We start from the raw sequence: 22,235 nt of genomic DNA, 5'->3' as shown, positions 1-22,235 counted from the left end.
GGGATGACACGCAGCGTGAAGGGGGTCGGCGTTACCGAGAATCAGTGACCCTGCTCGTTGCGTGCGGCGCTTCGATAGGGGCCGTCAGCGTTGCGCTGACAGTCCATATCGGTCGCCCGTTGTCTGAATCAGCCTTCGGCTGACACCACGGCACGTTAGCGAGAGAGGGGCATTGGCGAATGTAGGAAAATTCGCAAATATCGACGTTCAAATCGTAAAAAATCCAGCGAACCGCGATCAGTTCGCCAAGTAGGTTTCCAATTGCGCGGCGAGGTGTTCCATGGCCTGCTGCAGGGCGTCCACCGCCTCGATCAACACCGCCGAATCCAGACCTTCACTGGCGGCTTCCAAGGCCTCACAGGCCTCGATCAGTGACTGCACCTTGATAATCCGTGCGCCACCTTTGACCCGGTGTGCAAGATCCGCCAATCCTGGCAAATCATGCTGCGTAAACAGACGCATGAGTTTGGCCATGTCGTCGTCATTACTGGTGGCCAGATCCTTCAGCAGGCTCTTGATTGACGCCCGGTCTCCGCGGGTCAGTTGCTCAAGACTGCTCAGGTCAAAATCAGCGCCGCCGTCCGCCACGCCGCTATCCTCACCTTCAGTTGCAGGCCGGTCGTGAGGCGTGACAGAGGCCAGACGCGCATTCAGATCCTTGAGGCTGATGGGCTTGAACAGGCAATCGTCCATGCCCGCTTCCGCGCAACGCACCTTTTCTTCAGCCAGTGCATTGGCGGTGAAACCCAGTACCAGGCTGCGCGGTAACGCTCGTGCACCCTCTTCGTCGCGTATCGCCCGCGCCAACTCGTAGCCGTTCATGATCGGCATGTTGCAATCGGTGATGACTACATCGAAAGTCTCGTTGCGCCAGGCCCGCAAACCATGGGCGCCATCTTCAGCGTCCGTGACCCGGTGCCCCAGATAAGTCAGCTGTTGAGACAACAACAAACGGTTGGCCGGATAGTCATCGATCACCAGGATATTCAGCGCCCGACTGACCGTCACCGGTTCAATCTCGGCTACCACAACGCGGGCCTGGGGCTGGAGGGTGGGTAAACTCAGGCGCACCTCAATCTGCGTGCCCTGCCCCAACTGACTGTGCATCGTCAGCGTGCCGCCCATCATTTCGCACAAGGTGCGGCTGATCACCAGCCCCAACCCGGAACCGCCCTGCGCAGACTGGCCATGGTTGCCAGCCTGCGTGAACGGCGTGAACAGCCGTTGCTGATCTTCGACGGATATTCCGCGACCACTGTCTTCGACCCGCAGGCATAGCGCCAACCGATCCTGGTCAGCAGCAGATTCGACCCGCACGCGCAAAACGACGTGGCCCACCTCGGTGAACTTGATCGCATTGCTCAACAGATTCGACAGCACTTGCTTGAAGCGCAGCGGATCGATCAATACGTCTGCGTTGGCCAGCGCATCCAGATCCAGTTGCAGGCGCAGTTGTTTCTGTCGCGCCAAGCCTTCGAATATCCGCACCACCGACTCGATCAGCTCACGCAGATTGGCCCGTTCCGGCGCCAGCGACAAACGGCCGGATTCGATCCGTGCGATGTCGAGAATGTCGCCGATAAGATCGAGCAAGCCCCGCGCCGCGCCCGAGGCCACCTCGATGGCGAAACGATCCATGACGCCCTGATCGGCTTTTTTCATGGCCAGTTCAAGCATCCCGATCACGGCATTCATCGGCGTGCGGATCTCGTGACTCATGGTCGCCAGGAACGTGGTCTTGGCGCGGTTGGCATCATCGGCGCCATCTTTGGCGATGCGCAGTTCGTGCAACAGTTGCTGGCGTTCGCTGACGTCGATCCAGCCGGAAATCATGCCGCTGACTTCGCCATCACTGCCACGGTAAGGCAGCATCCAGTGATAAATAGTCAGGACACGACCGTCTGCCAAACTGAGCCTGCGATCCTCAATTCGGGGCACGCCTTCATCCATGACTTGCCGGTAATCGTTGGCAAAGCCCTGCGCTTCGACAGTGTCACTCAGCACACCGTCAGTCACGGTTTTGCCGATCACTGCTTCGCGCTCAACGCCAAATACTTGCAGGTAACCGCTGTTACAAGTCACCAGCCGTCCTTCGCGGTCGCGGACATAAATCGGGTGCGGCGTGCCGTCGATCAACACGCGCATGAACTCCATCTGGTCGTTGAGGGCGATTTCAGCCTGACGCCGCTTGCGCATCAGCATGCGCAGGTAAGCAATCCAGCCGAACGCTACCAGCAGCAAGACACCGGCAATGACGAACCCTTGAATGATCGTGCTGCGGTGGCGCAACCAATAGCTGTCGTCGACCACAACTTCGGTACGCCAGCGGTTGGTCAGTTCATCCATTTCTTCAGGGGAGATGCTCAACAGCGCCTTGTCGAGAATCGAGTACAACTCCAGCGCACCACGATTGGTGGCCAGCGCGATGCGCGCCTGCTGAGTCCCCACGGTGCTGGTGACTTGCAACCGACCGCGATACTGGCGGGAGATCAAGTAGCGGGCATTGATCAAAGAGTTGATCGCGCCGTCGACTTCGCCCTGCGCGACCATGTTCATCGCGTCGGCAGCATTTTGCGCCGTCACCAGGTGCACCTGAGGGAACTGCTCCACAAGGTATTCGCGCAACACGTTGCCGCGAATCAACGCCAAACGCTTGCCGGCCATTTGATCCAGGGTCTGGGGATTGGCATCGCCGCTGGCCGTGACCAATACAAACGGGTTGGTCAGGTAAGGCCGGGTGAAACGCAAAGCGCCTTCACGCTCGGTACTGGGGGTAAACGCGGCGAGCATGTCAGCCTCGCCGCTGGTCACCCGATCAATAAGGTCACTGACCGACTCGGCCCGTTGTACGTCGAACTTCAGGCCAGTGCGCAGACTGACCTTGGCCAGGACATCGGCACTGATGCCTCGAAAATTGCCTTCACTGTCGAAGAACGTCAGCGGTAGAAAATTCTCGTTGATCGCCACTCTTATCCGGGGATGACGCTCCAGCCAGCGTTGCTCGCTGACGCTGAAATGCAGAATCTGTCGCCCGGGCATGGTCGCGCCCCCCGAACTCCAACGGCGCAAAATGCTCATGCGCTCACTGGTCGGAATTGTGTCCAGCGCCGTATTGAGGATACGCAACAGTCGGTCATTCCCACGACTCACGGCAAAGCCGAATGGCTGCACTTCCATCCGCGAGAAATCACTGAGCTGCACGTTATTGAGGTAATTCTTGCTGATCAGGTAATTGGAGCTGATCGAGTCACCCAAGTACACGTCCGCCTGGCTGAACGCCACCGCACCGATAGCGCTCAAGGTCGAGGGGTACAACTGAATGATGGCCTTGGGATAGAACGCCTTCACCACTTCTGGCGGCAAATAGTGATAGAGCATCGCCACGCGCTTGCCAGCCAGATCCACCGGCAGGTTCTGGTTGTCGCCGATACGGGTCAGCAACGTCGGCTGATCGTCGGCGTACGGATGGGACATCGCCAGGTCGGGATCGACCGCCTCGTAACCATTAGCGGTGCCAAGCAAATCAATCTCACCGCTTTTGAGCGCAGCCAGCACCTCGGTACGCGATTCAAAACGACGCACCTCGACCTTGATATGCAGCAACTGAGCGATCAATTGCGCATAGTCGGCCGTCAGACCTTCGTAGTCATTGTCATTGGTGGTAATGCCAAACGGTGAGTAATCGGGAGCCGAAGCACCCAGCAACAGAGTTTTGCGGTGCCGCAACCAGTTCCAGTCCGCCTCGTCGAGTGAAACCGAGTATTCATCGACCGTCGAACGCCCAAGCAACTGCATTGTTTCAGGCGCAGCTGCAAAGGCACTGCCAGCTACCAGCAAGCCAGACAGCAGCAGGCCCGCCAGGTACTTTTTGAAAGAAATATTCATCTAGACAAGGTTATTGCGCTTGGCGAAATCGGCGAGGTACACCACCGATTTGACCTTGAGCTTCTCGATCAGCCGGGTCTTGTAAGTGCTGACGGTTTTGTTGCTCAGCAGCATCGCTTCACCGATTTCTTTGTTGCTCAGGCCGTTGGACAACTGTTGCAGGATCGCCAACTCACGATCGGACAAGCTCTGGATCAGTTCCAGATCAGAGGTATCGACATCGCTGCGCCGCACCGAACTGGTGGCCAGATTGGGAAAGAAGGTATAGCCGTCCATCACGGCCTTGATGGCTTTGATCAGCTCATCGAGGTCGTTGGTCTTGGAGATATAGCCAGCGGCGCCGGCCTTCATGCAGCGCATGGAATAGAACAGCGCCGACTGCGAGGTCAGTACCAGAATCTTGCTCGACAGCCCCAGTGCACTGATGCGCGAAATCACTTCCAGCCCATCGAGCTTGGGCATGGCGATATCCAGAACAATCAGATCCGGGGCGTATTCACGGGCCAGTTGCACAGCATCGGCGCCGTTGTCTGCCTCGGCCACGACCTCGAACTGTTCCTGCTTGAGCAGCATCTTGACCGAAGAGCGAATGAACGGATGATCGTCCACAACTATCGCTTTAAGCATAAAAACCTCTGGAAAGCACGCCGGCAAACGACATCGTCAAGGCCATGAGTGTGAGTGTTACAGCAAGCCATTCGGTGCGTGCAGCAAAAATACACGAGCGCGAATGAAGTATAGGAAATTTCTGCAAATACATCGGAGTAAACCCTGAAGTATTCACCGTGCATTCTCCATTGCTTCCAGCCATTGCAGCAGATCGTGCCCAGTCATGGGCCGGGCCAAGTGAAACCCCTGACCAGTGTCACAACCCAGTTCAAGCAGGCCCTCACGAATCCGCAAACTGCTGACGCCCTCAATCACCAGCCTCATGTCCAGCGACTGCGCCAGCCCCTGTGTGCAGGTCACCATGGCGCGATTGCGTTGACGATCCAGGCGCTGAACAAAGCGTCCATCGAGCTTGATCTGATTGAAGGGTAGCCGGCAAAGCAGCTTGAGCGAAGAGAAGCCCACGCCGAAGTCATCGACCGACAAACCGCAGCCCAACAGCCTCAATCGCAGCAGGTTTTCATGGATGCCGGGGGCGCTGTCGAGCAAGCCGTTTTCCGCCAGTTCGAACATCAGCCTCGAACCCTTGAAGGCATGTCGCTCGAGTGCCCGTTTGATGTGCTCGATCAGTTCACCGCTTGCCAGTTGCGAGGCATGCAGGTTGAACGCCAGCGTCAGGTTGACGCCTTGGCGACGCAAGATCCCCATCAGGCTCAAGCCCTGCTCCAGCAGACTTTTGAACATCTGATCAATCAAGTCATACGCCAGCACTGCCGCCAGGAACTCACTGGGCAGCAACACACCCCGCGACGGATGTTGCCATCGAGCAAGCGCCTCGAACCCGACGGCGGTGCCGGTCTGGAGTTCTATCTGCGGCTGAAACCAGGCACGAAACTCCCCCAACGCAAGCCCGCGACGCACCTCTTCTTCAGTGGGCAGTTCTTTGCGTAGCACGTTCGGCACTGGCACTGCACGAGCGAGACTGAAGCGGTGCAAGAGACGATGCAGCGAGCGCAGTTGAATCGGCCGACGGAGTATCCCGAGCAGTTGCAGCCCGGCCAGCGAATGCATTTGCCCCAGCGCACGATGCAACTCCGGTTGCAATTCGCTGCATAGCACCACCGCGCGTACCATGCCGCTTTGACTGGCGCGCCGCAGAAACTCAAGGCAATCGAGCCCGCGATCGGTCAGGTCGCATAGCACGATGTCGACGCCGCCATACAGGTGCATCTGCACCATCGCATGTTCGCCATCCGTGGCTTGTACCACGTCGTGTACGCCAAGACGCTGCAACATCTTCACCAGCACGCTGCGCGCAAAACCTTGATTTTCCAACACCAGAATACGTGGGGAGGCCATCGTCAATTCATCGCTTAATCGACCTGAGAGCAGGCATATTGGCGACAGCCGAGAGCATGCTGCGAAGGACTTATCCGACAGTCATGTAGGAAATTTCCCAGAGACAGCACGTGCAAAAAAATGTCGGCGTTGGCGCCGGCCACCTGCCTCAGTAATAGATGATCTGCACTACCATGATCGCTTCGAAAGGCCCCACCTTGGGATCGCCCAGCGATACGACCGAAGCACTGAACGGGAGGTCGATATGAGTCACGTCCGGCGGAAAGTTGACCAGCGGAAAAGGTTCGTTGATCGGCACCAATTGATTGCGTGAGTCCCGCACCTGAATGCCGAACTGGCTATCACTGGCCGGCACAATCGTGTAATCACCCTGCTGCTGAGTCGTGACCAATGTGGCGCCCAGGTTGATCGCTGTGCTGCATCTTTTCTCCAGCGCCAGGCTGAACGGCCGAGTCGGATTGGGCGGAGAGAGGCCGGTGGCGGTTTTCTGGATGATCCCGAAATCGACGATTCCAGGCTCCGGAGTTACCGTTACATCAACACTGCAAGCCGTCCCGACAATATTTTGCAGGCCGCTGAGTTGAAAGCGGAAATTGCCGAATGGGTTGCCCGGCCCGCCATTGAGTCCATACAACCCGTCGAACTGGAATACGTCGTACGTATCTTGTGAGGGCCGCTGCAGCGGTAACAGCCCGCGTTTGCGGATGACCACCTGAAACGCGATGCTCGGACTGACCAACGAACACGGCAACATCTCTGCATCATTGGTGGCAGACGGGCAGCCCCGTGAAACAAAACCGGTATTCACCCCTTGGGTGGGGTTGGCGCTCCAGTCACCGTCCCAGGCTGTCACCCCCTTGTACACCAGACCGAATTCGATACCCCAGGGCGTCGCGTTCAATCCGGCCGGGTTGCCGTAGAAATAAATCGGATCGTCTTCGGCAAAATGGATGTCGTGAACCTTAAAGCACTTGGCGGGCACCACATGCGTTTTCGAGCGCCAGATGATCGTGCCGTCCGGCACTGTATCGGGCACCGACACCGGGCCGATGTATTCGCTCAGGTAGGAACCGTCATTCAACGATTTACACAACATCGCCCAGGACGCCTGAGAAAACATCAGCAACAGCATCGCCAGACAAAGCCTGAGCTGCGTGCGCTTCATGGTTTGACGCCCGTGCAGACGTTTGCCACGCAATTGAACAGCGTATCGGTCTGCCCACCGAAGTCGTTCATGTTCGATACCCGCAGCGAGGTAAGCGCGTTGCTGGTCAATGGAAAACGCGCGTTGGCGTAGGGCGCGATCATGATGGTGTCGATCGGCATCCGAGTCTTTTGCTCACCGGCCAGCAACCCGACAACGGTGATGTGGAATGGCGTCGGGTTGTCCACCAAAAGCTGTTTGCTGCCCGGATCGATTTTCAGCTTCAGGCCCAATGCCAGATCGTCGCCACGTTCGCGTTTGACCGAGGCCGGGCGATAGAACAGCTTGATTTTCGACTGCAAGGCGATCTGCATCGAATTGACGGCCTGGGTCTTGGGTGGAATCTCGCGCACGTTAAGGTAAAACACCGACTCGCGATCTTTGGGCAAGGCCAGCTCAGGCAGTTTCACGATGCGCAGCACGCTGCTTTCACTGGGTTCAATGCGCTGCAATGGCGGCAGCATCATGAACGGCGTCGTGACCTTTTGGCCAGCTTCGTTTTCGATCCACGACTGCACGACAAAGGGCAACTGCGCGTTCTTGTTGCTGAGCGTGACGCTTACCGACGGCGCGCTCTCCTCGAACACGATTCGCGTTCGATCCGGCACCACGGCCGCGTTCGCCAACAACGGCACGCACAGGCCTGCAATGAGGCCCAATCGATTGAACAAACCACGTGTTGTGGACAATGAAAGAGATTGCATGAAGGTTCTCCGCAAGGATAAGGGCCGAGTCAACTTCGGGCCCGGATTAAAGGCAGCGCACGGGTTTGGCGATGTTGGTCACGACGTCTTCCTCAGGCAGTGCGGCCAGGGCACAACGATTGACGTCGTCCCACACCGCAACCAACTCAGCCTGCGTTTTGACGCCCAGCAGATAAGTCACCCCGGCTTCACCGACGATGCCTACTTCCTTGTTTGTGTGTTTGTCCTGCACCGACGCGCCGAAAGGCACCGGTTTGCCATCCGCTCGGGTTAACGTCACGTAGGCGTTACGCCCACGGGCAGTGGAAAAATTGACATAGCCGATAGCACCCTCGGTGAGCGCCAGACGCTGCACCGGGTTGGAAACTTCGGTGTTGAGCGGCAACTTTTCCATATTGATCCGCGCTTCATAGGCCTGGAACGATGGCAAACCGTCCATCACCGCGTAGCCGGCCTGGTTGGAGCGGGTCTGACCACTGAACGCCACGTCCGGCACACCCTCGGTCGACACCAGCAACCGGGTATCGCCATTCGAACCGTTGCCATGGGCCGACACGCCATAGCGGGTGGCGACCAGCGAACTGTCGAACTCGCCGGTCAGCGAACGGTAGGTGCTGCCATCGATGGTAGCAGAAGCGTTGGCGCGATAGGTGGATGCTCGTTTGCCGACATAAGCGTTGACGTAGCGGTTGTCACCGATCCCGCCATACACCTGATAATTCAGGCCATCGCCGTCGTCATGGCTATAACCGACGTTGCCCGACGACGCTCCGGTCCCCGAGCGCTGCATATTGCTCGACAGCATCGAGTTACCGCCCAGCGGAATGGAAATCCCAAGATAGATCTGCGAATCGTTCTGCCGCGTATTGCGGGTTTGATAGGCCGACAGGTTGGCGTTGATGTTCTTGACGTTGCCGATGGAAAAACTGCGTGCCAGCGACAAACCGAAACGCTCGGAAGGCGCCGCATCCCAATAGGTGGAATGGTCGTAGGAGACACTCGTCGACAGCCAGGAAAAATGCTTGGCCAGCGTCACCGAATAACGCTGCTTGCCCGAGTTCAGCGAATAGGAATCAGGGTCGCCGACAAACTGCGAGAAGTTGGTAAACGTCTTGTCGGAAAAGCGGTAGCCGAGAAACCGCAGGTCTGTGCCAATGTCATCGAAACGCTTGGAGTAGTTGATCCGATACGAATTACCCACCACCGTTTCGCCACTCCAGCGCAGCTTGGCCCGCGACGTGGTGACGTCTGCCGACAAGGCGCCGAACACCCCGAGATCCTTACCGACGCCGATGGCATCCGACAGGTAATCCGAAGCGGCGAGCACACCGCCATACACCGTCCAGTCCCGTGGCAAACCGTAGGCAATCTCTGATGCAATAAACCCTGGTTCGGTGCCGCCGGCGCCGTTGAGTCGCGGCTGCCCGGCCGAGACCTTGTAGCGCAACTCGCCCTCGCGGGACAGAAACGGTACCGCCGCAGTGGTGACCGTGAAGGTCTGCTCGGTGCCGTCCTCTTCGCGCACGGTGACGTCCAGCGTGCCTTGGGCGCTGCTGTTCAAATCCTGAATACTGAATGCGCCGGGAGTCACCATGGTCGAGTACAACACCCGACCCTGCTGCGACACGGTCACGGTCGCGTTGGTCCGCGCCAAACCACTGATCAACGGCGCATAACCGCGCAAACTGGGCGGCAGCATGCGGTCGTCACTGCTCAGCGTGGCACCACGCAGCGCAAACGTATCGAACACATCGGAGTTCAAATAGTCTTCGCCTACCGACAGTTTCGAGCGAATGGCCGGCAAGGCGCGATAGGCATAGAGACGGTTCAACTGGAACGCTTTGCTATTGATGTCGCCGCTCTGGTTACCGGACTCTTGCCGGGCCTGGTAATCGGCACGAATCCGCCAGGCGTCAATGTTCAACCCGGCGGTGCCGTAACTTTGCAACGAACGGGAGTCTCCGGACGCCGTGGACTGGCGGCTGTTGGCGATCACTCGGTAATCAAGCAATGCGCCGTCCAGCCCCTCGCTCCAGGCAGCCGGGGGAATGTAATTGGGATCGTCATATTCAAACGTCGCCTGCGGCAGACTGATCGAGAGCCGGCCCAGACTTTTGATGTACTTGATGCTGGCGTTGTCGATCCCGCGCAAATCAACGCACTGGCCGCCAGCTAATCTTGGCAGGCCCTTCAATACATCCGGTTTCAAACCGAACATCGCCACTAACTCTTCCGGCAGGCAGGCGTGACTTTCCTGCGGATCGTCAGCACTTTTGAATTCAATGGAACGGTTACCGAAGTAACGCTGATTGACCGTGATATCCAGCAAGTAACTGCCGGGAACGGTGTATTGGGCATGGGTAAACTGTCCGAGGCTGATATTGTCTTTACGATCAATATTCAGAAACTCCGAATTGAACTCCACAGCATTGGAATAACGCGCAGAGGTGATCAATACGCAAGACACAAAAAGTGTGCGGCAGTACACGGGCAATACCCTTTAAACAGTGCTCTGACAGATAAGAAAAAAGGGGCTATCGCCCCTTTTTCTTAAAACAATCGATACGGGCGTATCAGTTGTAGGCAACGGTGAAGTTGGCAACGCTGTCCGCTTCACCAGTAGTAACGGAAGCAGCGGTGGCTTCGTACATCGCCGCGAAGGTCACGGTGTTGTTGCCGTCTTGCAGAACGACCGGCGCGACCTGCTCCTTGCCGTTATCGAGCATTTCACCAGCGCTGGCCTGCAGGCGGATGCCGACGTTCTGGGCCAGGCCAGTCGTGGCGAACAGTGCCGGAACCGATGGATCCTGCACGCCGCTGAAGGTGAAGCGGGCGTTCTTCTGGGTGGTGGTGTCGCAGTCGGTCAGGACGATGTCGAACTTGACCGGGTCGGAGCGATCACCCGTAGCCTTGAAACGGTTCGACGGCACCTGACCCAGCGAAACAGTTTGATCAAGGGAGTTGGCGTCGATACCGCACGCGCCGGAAACGATTTCACCGATAAAGCGCACGGTGCCTGGGTTGCCGGTTGCTGGCGCAGCATTGGCGAAAGAAGCAAGGCTCATGGCAACAGCAGCGGTAGTCACAGCGAAAAACTTATTCATCGTAGGCATCTCTAGGGATAGTTATTTATCAGGCCCAGCGGCCTGGCTTCCCAAACAACTCACGAGCGGCAACCTGGTTTATCGCTGTAACAAATAAACCATGGCTTATTCCGACAACTGAAGCCCCCCATACTTTTGGCCATCGCCGCCGGTATTTTCCTGGCCCAACAGTTGTGAGAAAAGTGATGCCTCACTGATTATTCAGGACGCCGGGCATCTCTGCTCCGGGGAAAATAATGAGTGATGCCCCTTAGTGAAAATGTAAGTTCTTTCTCTCCGACATGTAGGACATTTCTCAGCGCTAATCGGTGGTACTCGGACTCCAGAACGCCTGCACCACCAGCGATGACGTCGAGATCCGCGCTACCAGAGCATCCAGTTCATCCCCATCGACCGAGGTGGTCGCCAGCGTCGCCTCGATTTCAATTTCATCGGCACCGAAGGCATGCACGTCGACATCGCTGGCCGGGTAATTACTGCGTTCCAGTTCCGCTTCGAGCAAGGCGAACACGGCTTTCTGCTGCGAGCGCCGGGCGATGACGTAGACGATGTTGGTGACTTCCGCCGAGACCACGTCCAGCGGCTGACGGTTGATGTTGTTGACGATAGGCCGCAGCAAGGTGTTGGCGGCGAGGATGAACAGTGTGCCGAGCACTGCTTCGGCGAGCAGGTCCGCACCCGCGCAGGCGCCGACTGCTGCCGAGGTCCACAGGGTTGCGGCAGTGTTGAGGCCGCGCACGTTGCCTTCTTCGCGCATGATCACGCCGGCACCGAGAAAACCGATGCCGGAGACCACATAGGCAACCACCCGCACCGCGCCTTCAGCGCCAGCGAGACGGTTGGCCATGTCGACGAAAATCGCCGCGCCGACCGCCACCAGCACATTGGTGCGCAGGCCGGCAGTGCGTTGCCGATACTGGCGCTCGAAGCCGATCAAGCCGCCGAGGATGAACGCGGCGCTGAGGCTGATCAGGGTGTCGAGCAGCGAGGTCAGGTTGAGGTTGTTGATGGCTTGCATAGTCTTGTCCTTGAAAACATACCAATCCCCTGTGGAAGCGAGCCTGCTCGCGAAAGCGGTATGTCAGCCAACATAAATGCAACTGACACGACGCCTTCGCGAGCAGGCTCGCTCCCACACGGGGAACAGCGTTGTAATGCTGTTATTGCCAGCCGAACCGGCGGATGTAGAAACCTTTAACCGCTTGGGTCAACGCCATGTACGCCAGCAGAATCACCGGCAGGAACACGAAGTACAGCGATGGCACCGCCTGCAATTTGAAGTAGTGCGCCAGCGGCCCCATCGGCAGGAAGATGCCGACCGCCATGATGATCCCGGTCATTACCAGCAGCGGCAGGGCTGCGCGGCTTTGCAGAAACGGAATCTTCGGCGTGCGGATCATGTGCACGATCAGCGTCTGGGTCAGCAACCCCACCACGAACCAGCCCGACTGGAACAGCGTCTGGTGATCCGGGGTGTTGGCATCAAACACGTACCACATCAAAGCGAACGTGGTGATGTCGAAGATCGAACTGATCGGGCCGAAGAACAGCATGAAGCGCCCAACGTCGCCCGGCTGCCAGCGCTGCGGCTTTTTCAGCATCTCTTCATCGACGTTGTCGAACGGGATGGCGATCTGCGAAATGTCGTAGAGCAGGTTCTGCACCAACAGATGCATGGGCAGCATCGGCAGGAACGGAATAAATGCACTGGCAACCAGCACCGAGAACACGTTGCCGAAGTTGGAACTGGCGGTCATCTTGATGTACTTGAGCATGTTGGCGAAGGTGCGCCGCCCTTCGAGCACGCCCTCCTCCAGCACCATCAGGCTCTTTTCCAGAAGGATGATGTCCGCGGCCTCTTTGGCGATGTCCACCGCGCTATCCACCGAGATACCGATGTCGGCCGTGCGCAGCGCCGGCGCATCGTTGATGCCGTCGCCCATGAAACCGACCACATGACCGTTGCCCTTGAGGATGCGCACGATGCGTTCCTTGTGCGACGGCGTCAGTTTGGCGAAGACGTTGGTTTTCTCTACCGCCTCGGCCAGTTCGGCATCGCTCATGCGCTCGATATCGTTGCCCAGTAACAAGCCCTGTTGCGCGAGGCCGACTTCGCGGCAGATTTTCGCGGTCACCAATTCGTTGTCACCGGTCAGCACCTTCACGGCTACGCCATGCTCAGCCAAGGCCTTGAGCGCCGGCGCGGTGCTTTCTTTCGGTGGATCAAGGAATGCCACGTAACCAATCAGCGTCAGATCCTGTTCATCGGCCAGGCTATAGACGTCGCGACCTTCAGGCATCGAGCGGGCCGCCACCGCCACTACGCGCAAGCCTTCAGCGTTGAATGCTGCGGTGACCTGACGAATCCGGGTCAGCAATTCATCGCTCAAGGCTTCATCGACGTCACCGTGACGCACGCGGCTGCACACTGCCAGCACTTCTTCCACCGCGCCTTTGCAGATCAGTTGATGCGGCTGACCGCGCCCCTCGACAACCACCGACATACGGCGACGGTTGAAGTCGAACGGGATCTCATCGACCTTGCGAAACGCGGTGCCGACTTTCAGTTCACGGTGAACTTCCACGTGTTCCAGTACGGCCACGTCGAGCAGGTTTTTCAGGCCGGTCTGGTAGTAGCTGTTGAGGTAGGCCATTTCCAGCACATCGTCGGAGTCTTCGCCCCAGACGTCGACATTGCGCGCGAGGAAAATCTTGTCCTGGGTCAGGGTGCCGGTCTTGTCGGTGCACAGCACGTCCATGGCGCCGAAGTTCTGAATGGCATCGAGGCGTTTGACGATGACTTTCTTGCGCGACAGAAACACCGCGCCTTTGGCCAACGTCGAGGTGACGATCATTGGCAGCATTTCCGGGGTCAGCCCGACCGCAATCGACAGCGCGAACAGCAGCGCTTCGGTCCAGTCACCCTTGGTGAAACCGTTGATGAACAGCACCAGCGGCGCCATGACGAACATGAAACGGATCAACAGCCAGCTGACTTTGTTGACGCCCAGCTGGAACGACGTGACCGCACGATCAGTCGCGCCGACACGTTGCGCCAGGGCACCGAAGTAGGTGCTGTTGCCGGTGGTGAGAACCACTGCCACCGCCGTGCCGGACACCACGTTGGTACCCATGAACAGGATATTTTCCAGCTCCAGCGGATTGCGTGTGTCGCGATCAGCCTGACGCGAGAACTTCTCCACCGGCATCGATTCGCCAGTCATTGCCGCCTGACTGACGAACAGGTCTTTGGCGCTGAGCACCCGGCAATCGGCGGGAATCATGTCGCCGGCCGACAGCACGATCAGATCGCCCGGCACCAATTGCTTGATCGGCAACTCGGCGCGCGGTGCGTCACGGCGCATCACCGTGGCGGTGTTGCTGACCATGGCCTTGAGTGCGTCGGCGGCCTGGTTGGATTTGCTTTCCTGCCAAAAGCGCAGCAGCGTCGACAGCACCACCATGGAGAAAATCACCACGGCGGCTTTGAGGTCTTCGGTCAGCCACGAGATGACCGCCAGCAAGGTCAGCAGCAGGTTGAACGGGTTTTTGTAGCAGTGCCACAGGTGTGTCCACCACGGCAGCGGCTGCTCGTGCTCGACTTCATTGAGGCCGTACTGCGCACGCAGGGCATCGACTTCAAAATCAGTCAGGCCTTCGGCGTGGGTCCCCATTGAAGACAGCAACACAGCGCTGTCGCCATGCGCAGCATCGACCAGCGTGTTGGCCAGAGTGGGCGGGACTTCACGGCTGACCGTGGTGTCGTTGATGGTTTCCAGCAACGCCAGGCGACGGAAGTGCCGGGCGAAGTGGCGGGTCCGCAGAAAGCCTGCGAAAAATTCCTTGAGCGTAAGTTTCATGGCTGTTGCCCCTGTGGTCAGCCGGGAAACCGTCAAGCAGGTACGACCGCGCCTCGTCCGCCGGGTAAACCGGCACGGCAAGGTTTGGCGCGCCGGTCAGAAAAGACAGGCGTGTCGATAGGGCTGCGATGGCGACTTTAAAAAGTCGGAATCACGCTCTTTCAGTGTCGATGAGAAGGACGTCGAGACACGACCAAGGACTGGCCATGCACGGGATGCCGCTGCTCGCTATTACGGCGAGACAACGGCACAAAGGAGGCGCGTTATCTTGCCGAGAATCTGCCGGTTACCGAGACCGGCCGACAACTGTCACTCGAACAAGTACCCACTGTGGGTCTCCGCTATTGATGAAAACGCGCGAAGCTTACGCCTCGATGTCTGGAGAGTAAACCCGTGAAAGGAGGTGTGTCGGGGAATGTGGGGGGCGTTCAGGAAGGGTTCAGGATTCGGATTTTGTGGTGCTTTTGATGGCCCCTTCGCGAGCAGGCTCGCTCCCACATTTTGTCCTGCGTACACAGAACCATTGTGGGAGCGAGCCTGCTCGCGAATGCGGTGTATCAGGCAATGCTGATTCAGCTGGCAGTCGCCAACAGCAGATCCGCCATCGAACGGCTGTGCCCACGATTCTTGCCATGCTCATACAGCGAGCCGGCAATTTCATCGGCACGGATTGGCAACACCGACAACAACGTGTCGCTCAAACCGTGGCTGGCCTGACAGAAGCCCTGCATGTAGATGCCGGCCTTGCAGCGTTCGTCGGTGAGCACTTTGTAGTTGCGATCAACCTCGAAGCCGCCCAGGTATTCTTCCAGCGGCGCGAGCAGTTTGCGGTGCATCTGCCGCTCGTAGCCGGTGGCCAGCACCACGGCGTCGTACAGGCGCACGGTGACTTCGCCAGTGGCGTTGTTGCGCACGGCCAGTTCGATACCGTTTTCAGTAGCGGTGGCGCTCTCGACGGTGGTCAAAGTGCGGAACGCATGACGGGCAATCCCGGAGACTTTCTGGCGGTAGAAGATGCCGTAGATGCGTTCGATCAGGTCGATGTCCACCACTGAATAGTTGGTGTTGTGGTACTCGTTGACCAGACGTTCACGCTCGGCGCTGTTCTGCTGGAACACCAGATCGGTGAACTCAGGCGAGAACACTTCGTTGACGAACGGGCTGTCGTCCGCAGGCTTGAGGGCCGAGCCACGCAAAATCATGTCGACTTGCACCGACGGGAACGAATCGTTCAGATCGATAAAGGCCTCCGCCGCGCTCTGCCCGCCGCCGATGATCGCGATGCTCATCGGCTGATTGTTCACGCAAGGCTGCTTGGCCATCTGCGACAGGTATTGCGAGTGGTGGAACACGCGTGAGTTGCCTTTCAACGCCTTGAACGCCTCGGGAATTCGCGGTGTGCCACCGGCACTCACTACCACCGAACGGGTTGTGCGCACATGTTGCAGCCCCTGGCTGTCGCGGGAAATCACTCGTAGCGCTTCAACCTGATGGTTGTGCAGTACCGGCTCGATGGTCAGCACTTCTTCACCATAACGGCTCTGCCCGGTGAACTGCCCGGCGACCCAGCGCAGGTAGTCGTTGTACTCCATGCGGCACGGGTAGAAGGTGCCGAGGTTGATGAAATCGACCAGACGACCGTGGTACTTGAGGTAATTGACGAACGAGTAAGGGCTGGTCGGATTGCGCAGGGTCACCAGATCCTTCAGGAAGGAAATCTGCAATTCGCTCTGGGTCGACAGGGTATTACCGTGCCAGCTGTAGTCGGCCTGCTTGTCGAGGAACAGTACATCCAGTTCGCCGTGCGTCGGGCCGCGCTCTTGCAGAGCGATGGCCAGTGCCAGGTTCGAAGGGCCGAAACCGACGCCGATCAGGTCGTGAACGATGGGCGATGCAATTGCCTGTGTCATTTCCAGTGTCCTCTGGATGAACCCCTCAACAAGGGGAAGGAGAGCCTAAGTGACCTGACCGGCCTTGAGCAGGACAGCAGGTCGTCTGTTGAGTAGGAACGAGGACAGTGAAATAAAATTTACCGGCGATGGCTCAATGGGCATCCCATTGCTTGATCCGCAGACGGCAATGTTTCATGGCATTGACGATATGCTTTTCCACCAGAGCCTTGGAAATGCCGAGCTGTTCAGCAATTTCCGGATGCGACAGGCCGTCGATCTTGCGCAGCAGAAAACTTTCACGGCAGGCGGATGACAGTTCGGCCAGGGCACGCTGGAGCATTTCCAGGCGCTGTCCGTGATCGAGGGTGCCGTGGGGGGACGGCGTGAAATAGCGCTCTTCATTGTCGAGCACTTCCAACGGTTCGACCTGGCGCAGAGCATTGCGCCGATGATCGTCGATGACCAGATTCAACGCCGTGCGATAAAGAAACGCCCGGGGTTGCTCGATCGGCGTGTCGCTGGAACGTTCCAGCACCCGCAGATAGGCGTCATGCACCACATCCTCGGCAACCTGACGGTTGCCCAGCTTGGCGTTCAGGAAACACACCAGCTCGCGATAGTAGTTTTCCAACATGACTCCCGGCCGCAAAAAGGTGCGGTTTCTGTCCTTGAGCACACTGATCGATGAACACGCGATGAGCGGTAGCAAGATAGTGGCAACGTGAGGTGCGTAATTTATAGTAATTCTCATATAGATTTAAAGTAGCGTTTGTCTTTGCCCGATAAATAGTCCTGCGCTATAGCTGTTACATCGTGTGTCAGCGCTTAAATTCCCCCGCACTTTCCTCGTTTACAGGACAGCTTCCCGTGTCTGTCGTGCCCTGCGACAGCGTTCAGCGCTGCCCGAATCTGTGTGCCAGCCGAACGACGGGCCGATTTCCACTGGCCGGAACCCTGCATGAAACGTCCCCGCCCCGCCCGACGCGCCCTGCTCGCAGTCCTTTGTCTGATCCCCGTTGTCGCTTACGCCGCGTGGCAGATCATGCCGCCGGGCCGGGATAAATTTGCCACCGTGCAAGTCACACGCGGCGATATCGAAAGCAGCGTCACCGCGCTCGGCACCCTGCAACCGCGTCGTTATGTGGACGTGGGCGCACAGGCTTCAGGACAGATTCAGAAGATCCACGTAGAAGTCGGCGACGTGGTCAAGGACGGCCAGTTGCTGGTGGAGATCGACCCGTCGACGCAGCGGGCCAAGCTCGATGCCGGGCGTTTCTCCGTCGAGAATCTAAAGGCGCAATTGCAGGAACAACGCGCCCAGCACGAACTGGCGCAACAGAAGTACCAGCGCCAGCAGAATCTTGCCGCCGGCGGTGCGACCCGTGAAGAAGACGTGCAAACCGCCCGCGCCGAACTGAAAGCCACGCAGGCCCGCGTCGACATGTTCCAGGCGCAGATTCGTCAGGCCGAAGCCAGCCTGCGCAGCGATCAGGCCGAACTCGGCTACACCCGGATCTATGCGCCGATGGCCGGCACCGTGGTTGCCCTCGATGCCCGCGAAGGCCAGACCCTCAACGCCCAGCAACAGACACCGCTGATCCTGCGCATCGCCAAACTCTCACCGATGACGGTGTGGGCCGAGGTGTCGGAAGCCGACATAGGCCACGTCAAACCGGGCATGATCGCTTACTTCACCACCCTCAGCGGCGGTAACCGGCGCTGGAGCAGCACCGTGCGGCAGATCCTGCCGGTGCCGCCCAAACCGCTGGATCAAACCAGCCAGGGCGGCGGCAGCCCGGCCAGCAGCAGTAAAAGCGGCAGCGCCCGCGTCGTGCTTTACACCGTGCTGCTCGACGTTGATAACGCCGACAACGCCTTGATGGCCGAAATGACCACCCAGGTGTTCTTCGTCGCCAATCAGGCCAAAGACATCCTGACCGCACCGGTGGCAGCCCTGAATGGCAGCAACAAGGGCGATCGGCAAACGGCTCGAGTGGTCGCCGCCAACGGCAACATCGAATCGCGAGAGGTGCACACTGGCATCAGTGACCGCCTCAAGGTGCAGATTCTCGATGGTCTGAAGGAAGGCGATCACTTGCTGATCGGTCCGGCCGATGGCAGTGGTGGTTGAATGCAGACGCCCCTGATCGACCTGCAGGACATCCGCAAATCCTACGGCGGTGGCGACGCCCCTGAAGTTCACGTCTTGCGTGGCATCGACCTGTCGATCCATGCCGGCGAGTTCGTCGCGATCGTCGGCGCTTCCGGCTCCGGCAAGTCGACGCTGATGAATATTCTCGGCTGCCTCGACCGGCCAACGTCCGGCGAATACCGCTTCGCCGGGGAAAACGTCGCCGGCCTGGACAGCGACGAACTGGCCTGGCTGCGCCGCGAAGCGTTCGGTTTTGTGTTCCAGGGTTATCACCTGATCCCGTCCGGCTCGGCGCAGGAAAACGTCGAGATGCCGGCGATCTACGCCGGCACGCCGGCCGCCGAGCGTCATGCCCGCGCCGCCGCCCTGCTCGACCGTCTAGGCCTGTCCTCGCGCACCGGCAACCGTCCGCACCAGCTCTCCGGCGGCCAGCAACAGCGGGTGTCGATTGCCCGCGCCTTGATGAACGGCGGCCACATCATTCTGGCCGACGAACCTACCGGTGCCCTCGACAGCCACAGCGGCAAAGAGGTCATGGCGCTGCTCGATGAGCTGGCGAGCCAGGGCCATGTGGTAATTCTCATCACCCACGACCGCGAAGTGGCGGCGCGGGCCAAGCGCATCATCGAAATACGCGACGGCCTGATCATCAGCGACAGCGCCAAGGACAATCCCGAGGCGCAAACCACGGCCAACCCCGGCGCCTTGCAAGCGGTGGATCTGCGCAAGCGTCTGGCCGAGGGCGCCGAGGCCACTGGCGCCTGGAAAGGCGAACTGGTGGACGCCTTGCACGCGGCGTGGCGGGTGATGTGGATCAACCGCTTCCGCACTGCCCTGACCCTGCTCGGGATCATCATCGGCGTGGCGTCGGTGGTGGTGATGCTCGCTGTCGGCGAAGGCAGCAAGCGCCAGGTCATGGCGCAGATGGGCGCGTTCGGCTCGAACATCATTTACCTCAGCGGCTCGGCGCCCAACCCGCGCACGCCGCCGGGCATCATCACTCTGGACGATGTCCGTGCCCTGGCGAGCCTGCCGCAAGTGCAGCGGATCATGCCGGTCAACGGCGCCGAAGCCGGGGTGCGTTACGGCAATATCGACCACATGAGTTATGTCGGCGGTAACGACACAAACTTCCCGGCGATCTTCAACTGGCCGGTGGTGCAAGGCAGTTATTTCACCGACGCCGATGAACAGAATGCCGCAGCCGTTGCGGTGATCGGCCACAAGGTCCGCAGCAAATTGCTCAAGGATGTGATCAACCCGATCGGCCATTACATCCTGATCGAGAACGTGCCATTTCAGGTGGTCGGCGTACTGGCGGAAAAAGGCGCCAGCTCCGGCGACTCCGACAGCGATGACCGTATCGCCGTGCCCTACTCGGCAGCCAGCGTGCGTCTGTTCGGCACCCGCGATCCGGAATACGTGGCCATCGCCGCCGCCGACGCACGCAAGGTCAAGGAAGCCGAACAGGCCATCGAACAACTGATGCTGCGCCTGCACAACGGCAAAAAGGATTTCGAACTGACCAACAACGCCGCGATGATCCAGGCCGAGGCGCGCACGCAAAACACCCTGTCGCTGATGCTCGGTTCGATTGCCGCGATCTCGCTGCTGGTGGGCGGTATCGGCGTGATGAATATCATGCTCATGACCGTGCGCGAACGCACCCGTGAGATCGGTATCCGCATGGCCACAGGTGCGCGACAACGGGACATCCTGCGCCAGTTCCTCACCGAGGCCGTGATGCTCTCGGTGGTCGGCGGCATTGCCGGGATCGCGTTGGCGCTGATCGTCGGCGGCGTGCTGGTGCTCAGTGAAGTCGCCGTGGCGTTTTCCCTGACGGCCGTGCTCGGCGCCTTCGGCTGCGCACTGGTCACCGGCGTTGTCTTCGGCTTCATGCCGGCCCGCAAAGCTGCCCGGCTCGACCCGGTCACGGCCCTTACCAGTGAATGATCGATCTATGAAACCGTGCCTTAGCCTGTTGACCGTCTGCCTGTTGCTCAGTGCCTGCGCCAATCCCGTCCAGCGTCCGGACAGCGGCCTGCTGCCACCGGCGACGTGGCAATCGCCACAAGCTGCCAGCGCCGCCCGCAACAATGCACAGTGGTGGACGCAGTTCGGCAGCCCGGAACTCGACAGCCTGATCGAACAGGCGCGAGCCGGCAGTTTCGACCTCGCGGCCGCTGTTGCCAGGGTGCGTCAGGCGCAGGCCGGCACGGTGATCGCCGGCGGTTCATTGCTGCCGGAGGTCAAAGCCGGATTCAATGCCAACCGGCAAAAACTGCTGCGCGGCACCGGCTACAGCCAACTGGACGCCAACAGCAGCAACAAGGCTGTGGACTACTTCGATACCAATCTGAGTGCCACTTACGAAATCGACTTCTGGGGCGGCAAACGCGCGTCCCGCGACAGTGCGCAATTCACCCTGCAAGCCAGTGAATTCGATCGTGCCACCGTGGAGCTGACACTGCTCAGCGGCGTTGCCAATACCTATGCGCAAACCCTGTCGCTGCGCGAGCAAAGCCGCATTGCCGAACTGAATCTGGCCAACGCCCAAAGCGTGCTGAAGCTGGTGCAGACGCGTTATGAGTCAGGCTCGGCGACGGCATTGGAACTGGCCCAGCAAAAAAGTCTGGTGGCCGCTCAGCAATGGCAATTGCCGCGGGTGCAGCAGCAAGCGCAAGACGCGCTGATCAGCCTGGCTGCGCTGCTCGGCCAACCGGTGCAACAACTGTCGCCGAAAGAGTCCTTCGATCACCTGCAATGGCCAGATATCGCTGCCGGTGTACCCAGCGAGTTGCTCAGCCACCGCCCGGACATCGCTCGCGCCGAAGCACAACTGTCCGCCGCCGAGGCCGACGTCAAAGTCGCCCGTGCGGCCATGCTGCCGGCGCTGACCCTGACGGCCCAACTCGGCTCCGGCGCCAACCAGTTCGACGACCTGATTCGCAGCCCCTTCTACAACCTCACCGCCGGACTGGTCGCGCCGATCTTCAATAACGGGCGCCTCGGCGCTGAACGCGACAAGGCCACGGCGCGCCAGCAAGAACTGCTGGAGAACTATCGTGGCGCGATCATCAACGGCTTCGCCGATGTGGAGAAAGCCCTCAACAGCATTCGACGCCTTGATGAGCAGCGATTGTGGCAGAACGAGGAATTGAGCCAGGCGCAGACCGCGTTCAACATCGCCCAGAGCCGCTATCAGGCCGGCGCCGAAGACTTGCTGACGGTGCTGGAAACCCAGCGCACGTTGTATGCGGCGCAAGATCAGAATGCGCAATTGCGACTGTCGCGGGTACAGGCGAGCATTGCGCTGTACAAGGCACTTGGAGGTGGGTGGCAGGCGCTGTAATTTCGCTGCCTGCCAGACCGCTTTCGCGAGCAGGCTCGCTCCCACATTGAATTGCATTCCTGCTGAAGGAACACGATCAAATGCGCGAGCGTGCCTGCTCGCGAATTAACCATG

At 59.2% G+C, this 22,235-nt stretch carries 14 protein-coding genes; 3 read left to right on the top strand and 11 right to left on the bottom strand.

Annotated features, from left to right (window positions below):
• Positions 1-237 precede the first annotated feature (237 nt).
• From ACA069_RS10115 to ACA069_RS10065, 11 genes are all read right to left on the bottom strand, one after another.
• Positions 238-3,885, bottom strand: coding sequence for a transporter substrate-binding domain-containing protein (locus ACA069_RS10115; RefSeq protein ID WP_497617299.1), 3,648 nt, complete (start codon positions 3,883-3,885; stop codon positions 238-240).
• On the bottom strand, positions 3,886-4,512 hold the full coding sequence (locus tag ACA069_RS10110) for a response regulator transcription factor (RefSeq protein ID WP_187676899.1): 627 nt from the start codon (positions 4,510-4,512) through the stop codon (positions 3,886-3,888). It abuts the gene before it with no gap.
• 153 nt (positions 4,513-4,665) lie between these two features.
• The gene (locus tag ACA069_RS10105) at positions 4,666-5,853 is read right to left on the bottom strand and encodes an EAL domain-containing response regulator (RefSeq protein WP_497617297.1); all 1,188 of its coding nucleotides are present in this window, start codon (positions 5,851-5,853) and stop codon (positions 4,666-4,668) included.
• Positions 5,854-6,001: 148 nt separating this feature from the next.
• A complete protein-coding gene (locus ACA069_RS10100) occupies positions 6,002-6,985 on the bottom strand; it encodes a fimbrial protein (protein ID WP_497617295.1) in 984 nt (327 codons plus the stop codon).
• Between the two features lie 29 nt (positions 6,986-7,014).
• A complete protein-coding gene (locus ACA069_RS10095; RefSeq protein ID WP_497617293.1) occupies positions 7,015-7,761 on the bottom strand; it encodes a fimbrial biogenesis chaperone in 747 nt (248 codons plus the stop codon).
• A gap of 46 nt (positions 7,762-7,807) precedes the next feature.
• Positions 7,808-10,228 carry a fimbria/pilus outer membrane usher protein gene (locus tag ACA069_RS10090; RefSeq protein WP_497617291.1) on the bottom strand — a complete coding sequence of 807 codons (2,421 nt, stop codon included), beginning with the start codon at positions 10,226-10,228 and terminating at the stop codon, positions 7,808-7,810.
• A 106-nt stretch (positions 10,229-10,334) separates the two neighbouring features.
• Positions 10,335-10,865 (bottom strand): fimbrial protein, encoded by a 531-nt coding sequence (locus ACA069_RS10085; RefSeq protein WP_187676896.1) that lies wholly within the window; start codon positions 10,863-10,865, stop codon positions 10,335-10,337.
• 301 nt (positions 10,866-11,166) lie between these two features.
• A complete protein-coding gene (locus ACA069_RS10080; RefSeq protein ID WP_187676895.1) occupies positions 11,167-11,883 on the bottom strand; it encodes an MgtC/SapB family protein in 717 nt (238 codons plus the stop codon).
• A gap of 142 nt (positions 11,884-12,025) precedes the next feature.
• Entirely contained in the window at positions 12,026-14,725 is a 2,700-nt protein-coding gene (gene mgtA / locus ACA069_RS10075) for a magnesium-translocating P-type ATPase (RefSeq protein WP_497617289.1), read from the bottom strand.
• A gap of 572 nt (positions 14,726-15,297) precedes the next feature.
• On the bottom strand, positions 15,298-16,635 hold the full coding sequence (locus ACA069_RS10070) for a lysine N(6)-hydroxylase/L-ornithine N(5)-oxygenase family protein (RefSeq protein WP_497617287.1): 1,338 nt from the start codon (positions 16,633-16,635) through the stop codon (positions 15,298-15,300).
• 133 nt (positions 16,636-16,768) lie between these two features.
• A complete protein-coding gene (locus ACA069_RS10065) occupies positions 16,769-17,251 on the bottom strand; it encodes a sigma-70 family RNA polymerase sigma factor (RefSeq protein WP_489878699.1) in 483 nt (160 codons plus the stop codon).
• A 324-nt stretch (positions 17,252-17,575) separates the two neighbouring features.
• Here ACA069_RS10065 and ACA069_RS10060 point away from each other — a divergent pair, with 324 nt between their 5' ends.
• From ACA069_RS10060 to ACA069_RS10050, 3 genes are read left to right on the top strand one after another with little or no spacing between them, the layout of a single operon-like run.
• Positions 17,576-18,748: an efflux RND transporter periplasmic adaptor subunit gene (locus ACA069_RS10060; protein WP_497617285.1), complete on the top strand. Its 1,173-nt coding sequence runs from the start codon at positions 17,576-17,578 to the stop codon at positions 18,746-18,748.
• On the top strand, positions 18,749-20,722 hold the full coding sequence (locus ACA069_RS10055) for a MacB family efflux pump subunit (protein WP_497617283.1): 1,974 nt from the start codon (positions 18,749-18,751) through the stop codon (positions 20,720-20,722).
• 7 nt (positions 20,723-20,729) lie between these two features.
• Entirely contained in the window at positions 20,730-22,121 is a 1,392-nt protein-coding gene (locus tag ACA069_RS10050; RefSeq protein ID WP_497617281.1) for an efflux transporter outer membrane subunit, read from the top strand.
• The last annotated feature ends 114 nt before the right edge of the window (positions 22,122-22,235 follow it).

Source organism: Pseudomonas sp. LBUM1652 (assembly GCF_059716105.1).
This window is presented reverse-complemented; position numbering and strand designations above follow the sequence as displayed.

Coding starts and splice junctions, on each gene's coding strand:
- ACA069_RS10060 (WP_497617285.1), top strand. CDS start 17,576: ATGAAACGTCCCCGCCCCGCCCGACGCGCCCTGCTCGCAGTCCTTTGT.
- ACA069_RS10065 (WP_489878699.1), bottom strand. CDS start 17,251: ATGTTGGAAAACTACTATCGCGAGCTGGTGTGTTTCCTGAACGCCAAG.
- ACA069_RS10055 (WP_497617283.1), top strand. CDS start 18,749: ATGCAGACGCCCCTGATCGACCTGCAGGACATCCGCAAATCCTACGGC.
- ACA069_RS10080 (WP_187676895.1), bottom strand. CDS start 11,883: ATGCAAGCCATCAACAACCTCAACCTGACCTCGCTGCTCGACACCCTG.
- ACA069_RS10110 (WP_187676899.1), bottom strand. CDS start 4,512: ATGCTTAAAGCGATAGTTGTGGACGATCATCCGTTCATTCGCTCTTCG.
- ACA069_RS10100 (WP_497617295.1), bottom strand. CDS start 6,985: ATGCTGTTGCTGATGTTTTCTCAGGCGTCCTGGGCGATGTTGTGTAAA.
- ACA069_RS10050 (WP_497617281.1), top strand. CDS start 20,730: ATGAAACCGTGCCTTAGCCTGTTGACCGTCTGCCTGTTGCTCAGTGCC.
- ACA069_RS10095 (WP_497617293.1), bottom strand. CDS start 7,761: ATGCAATCTCTTTCATTGTCCACAACACGTGGTTTGTTCAATCGATTG.
- ACA069_RS10070 (WP_497617287.1), bottom strand. CDS start 16,635: ATGACACAGGCAATTGCATCGCCCATCGTTCACGACCTGATCGGCGTC.
- ACA069_RS10105 (WP_497617297.1), bottom strand. CDS start 5,853: ATGGCCTCCCCACGTATTCTGGTGTTGGAAAATCAAGGTTTTGCGCGC.
- ACA069_RS10085 (WP_187676896.1), bottom strand. CDS start 10,865: ATGAATAAGTTTTTCGCTGTGACTACCGCTGCTGTTGCCATGAGCCTT.
- ACA069_RS10115 (WP_497617299.1), bottom strand. CDS start 3,885: ATGAATATTTCTTTCAAAAAGTACCTGGCGGGCCTGCTGCTGTCTGGC.
- mgtA (WP_497617289.1), bottom strand. CDS start 14,725: ATGAAACTTACGCTCAAGGAATTTTTCGCAGGCTTTCTGCGGACCCGC.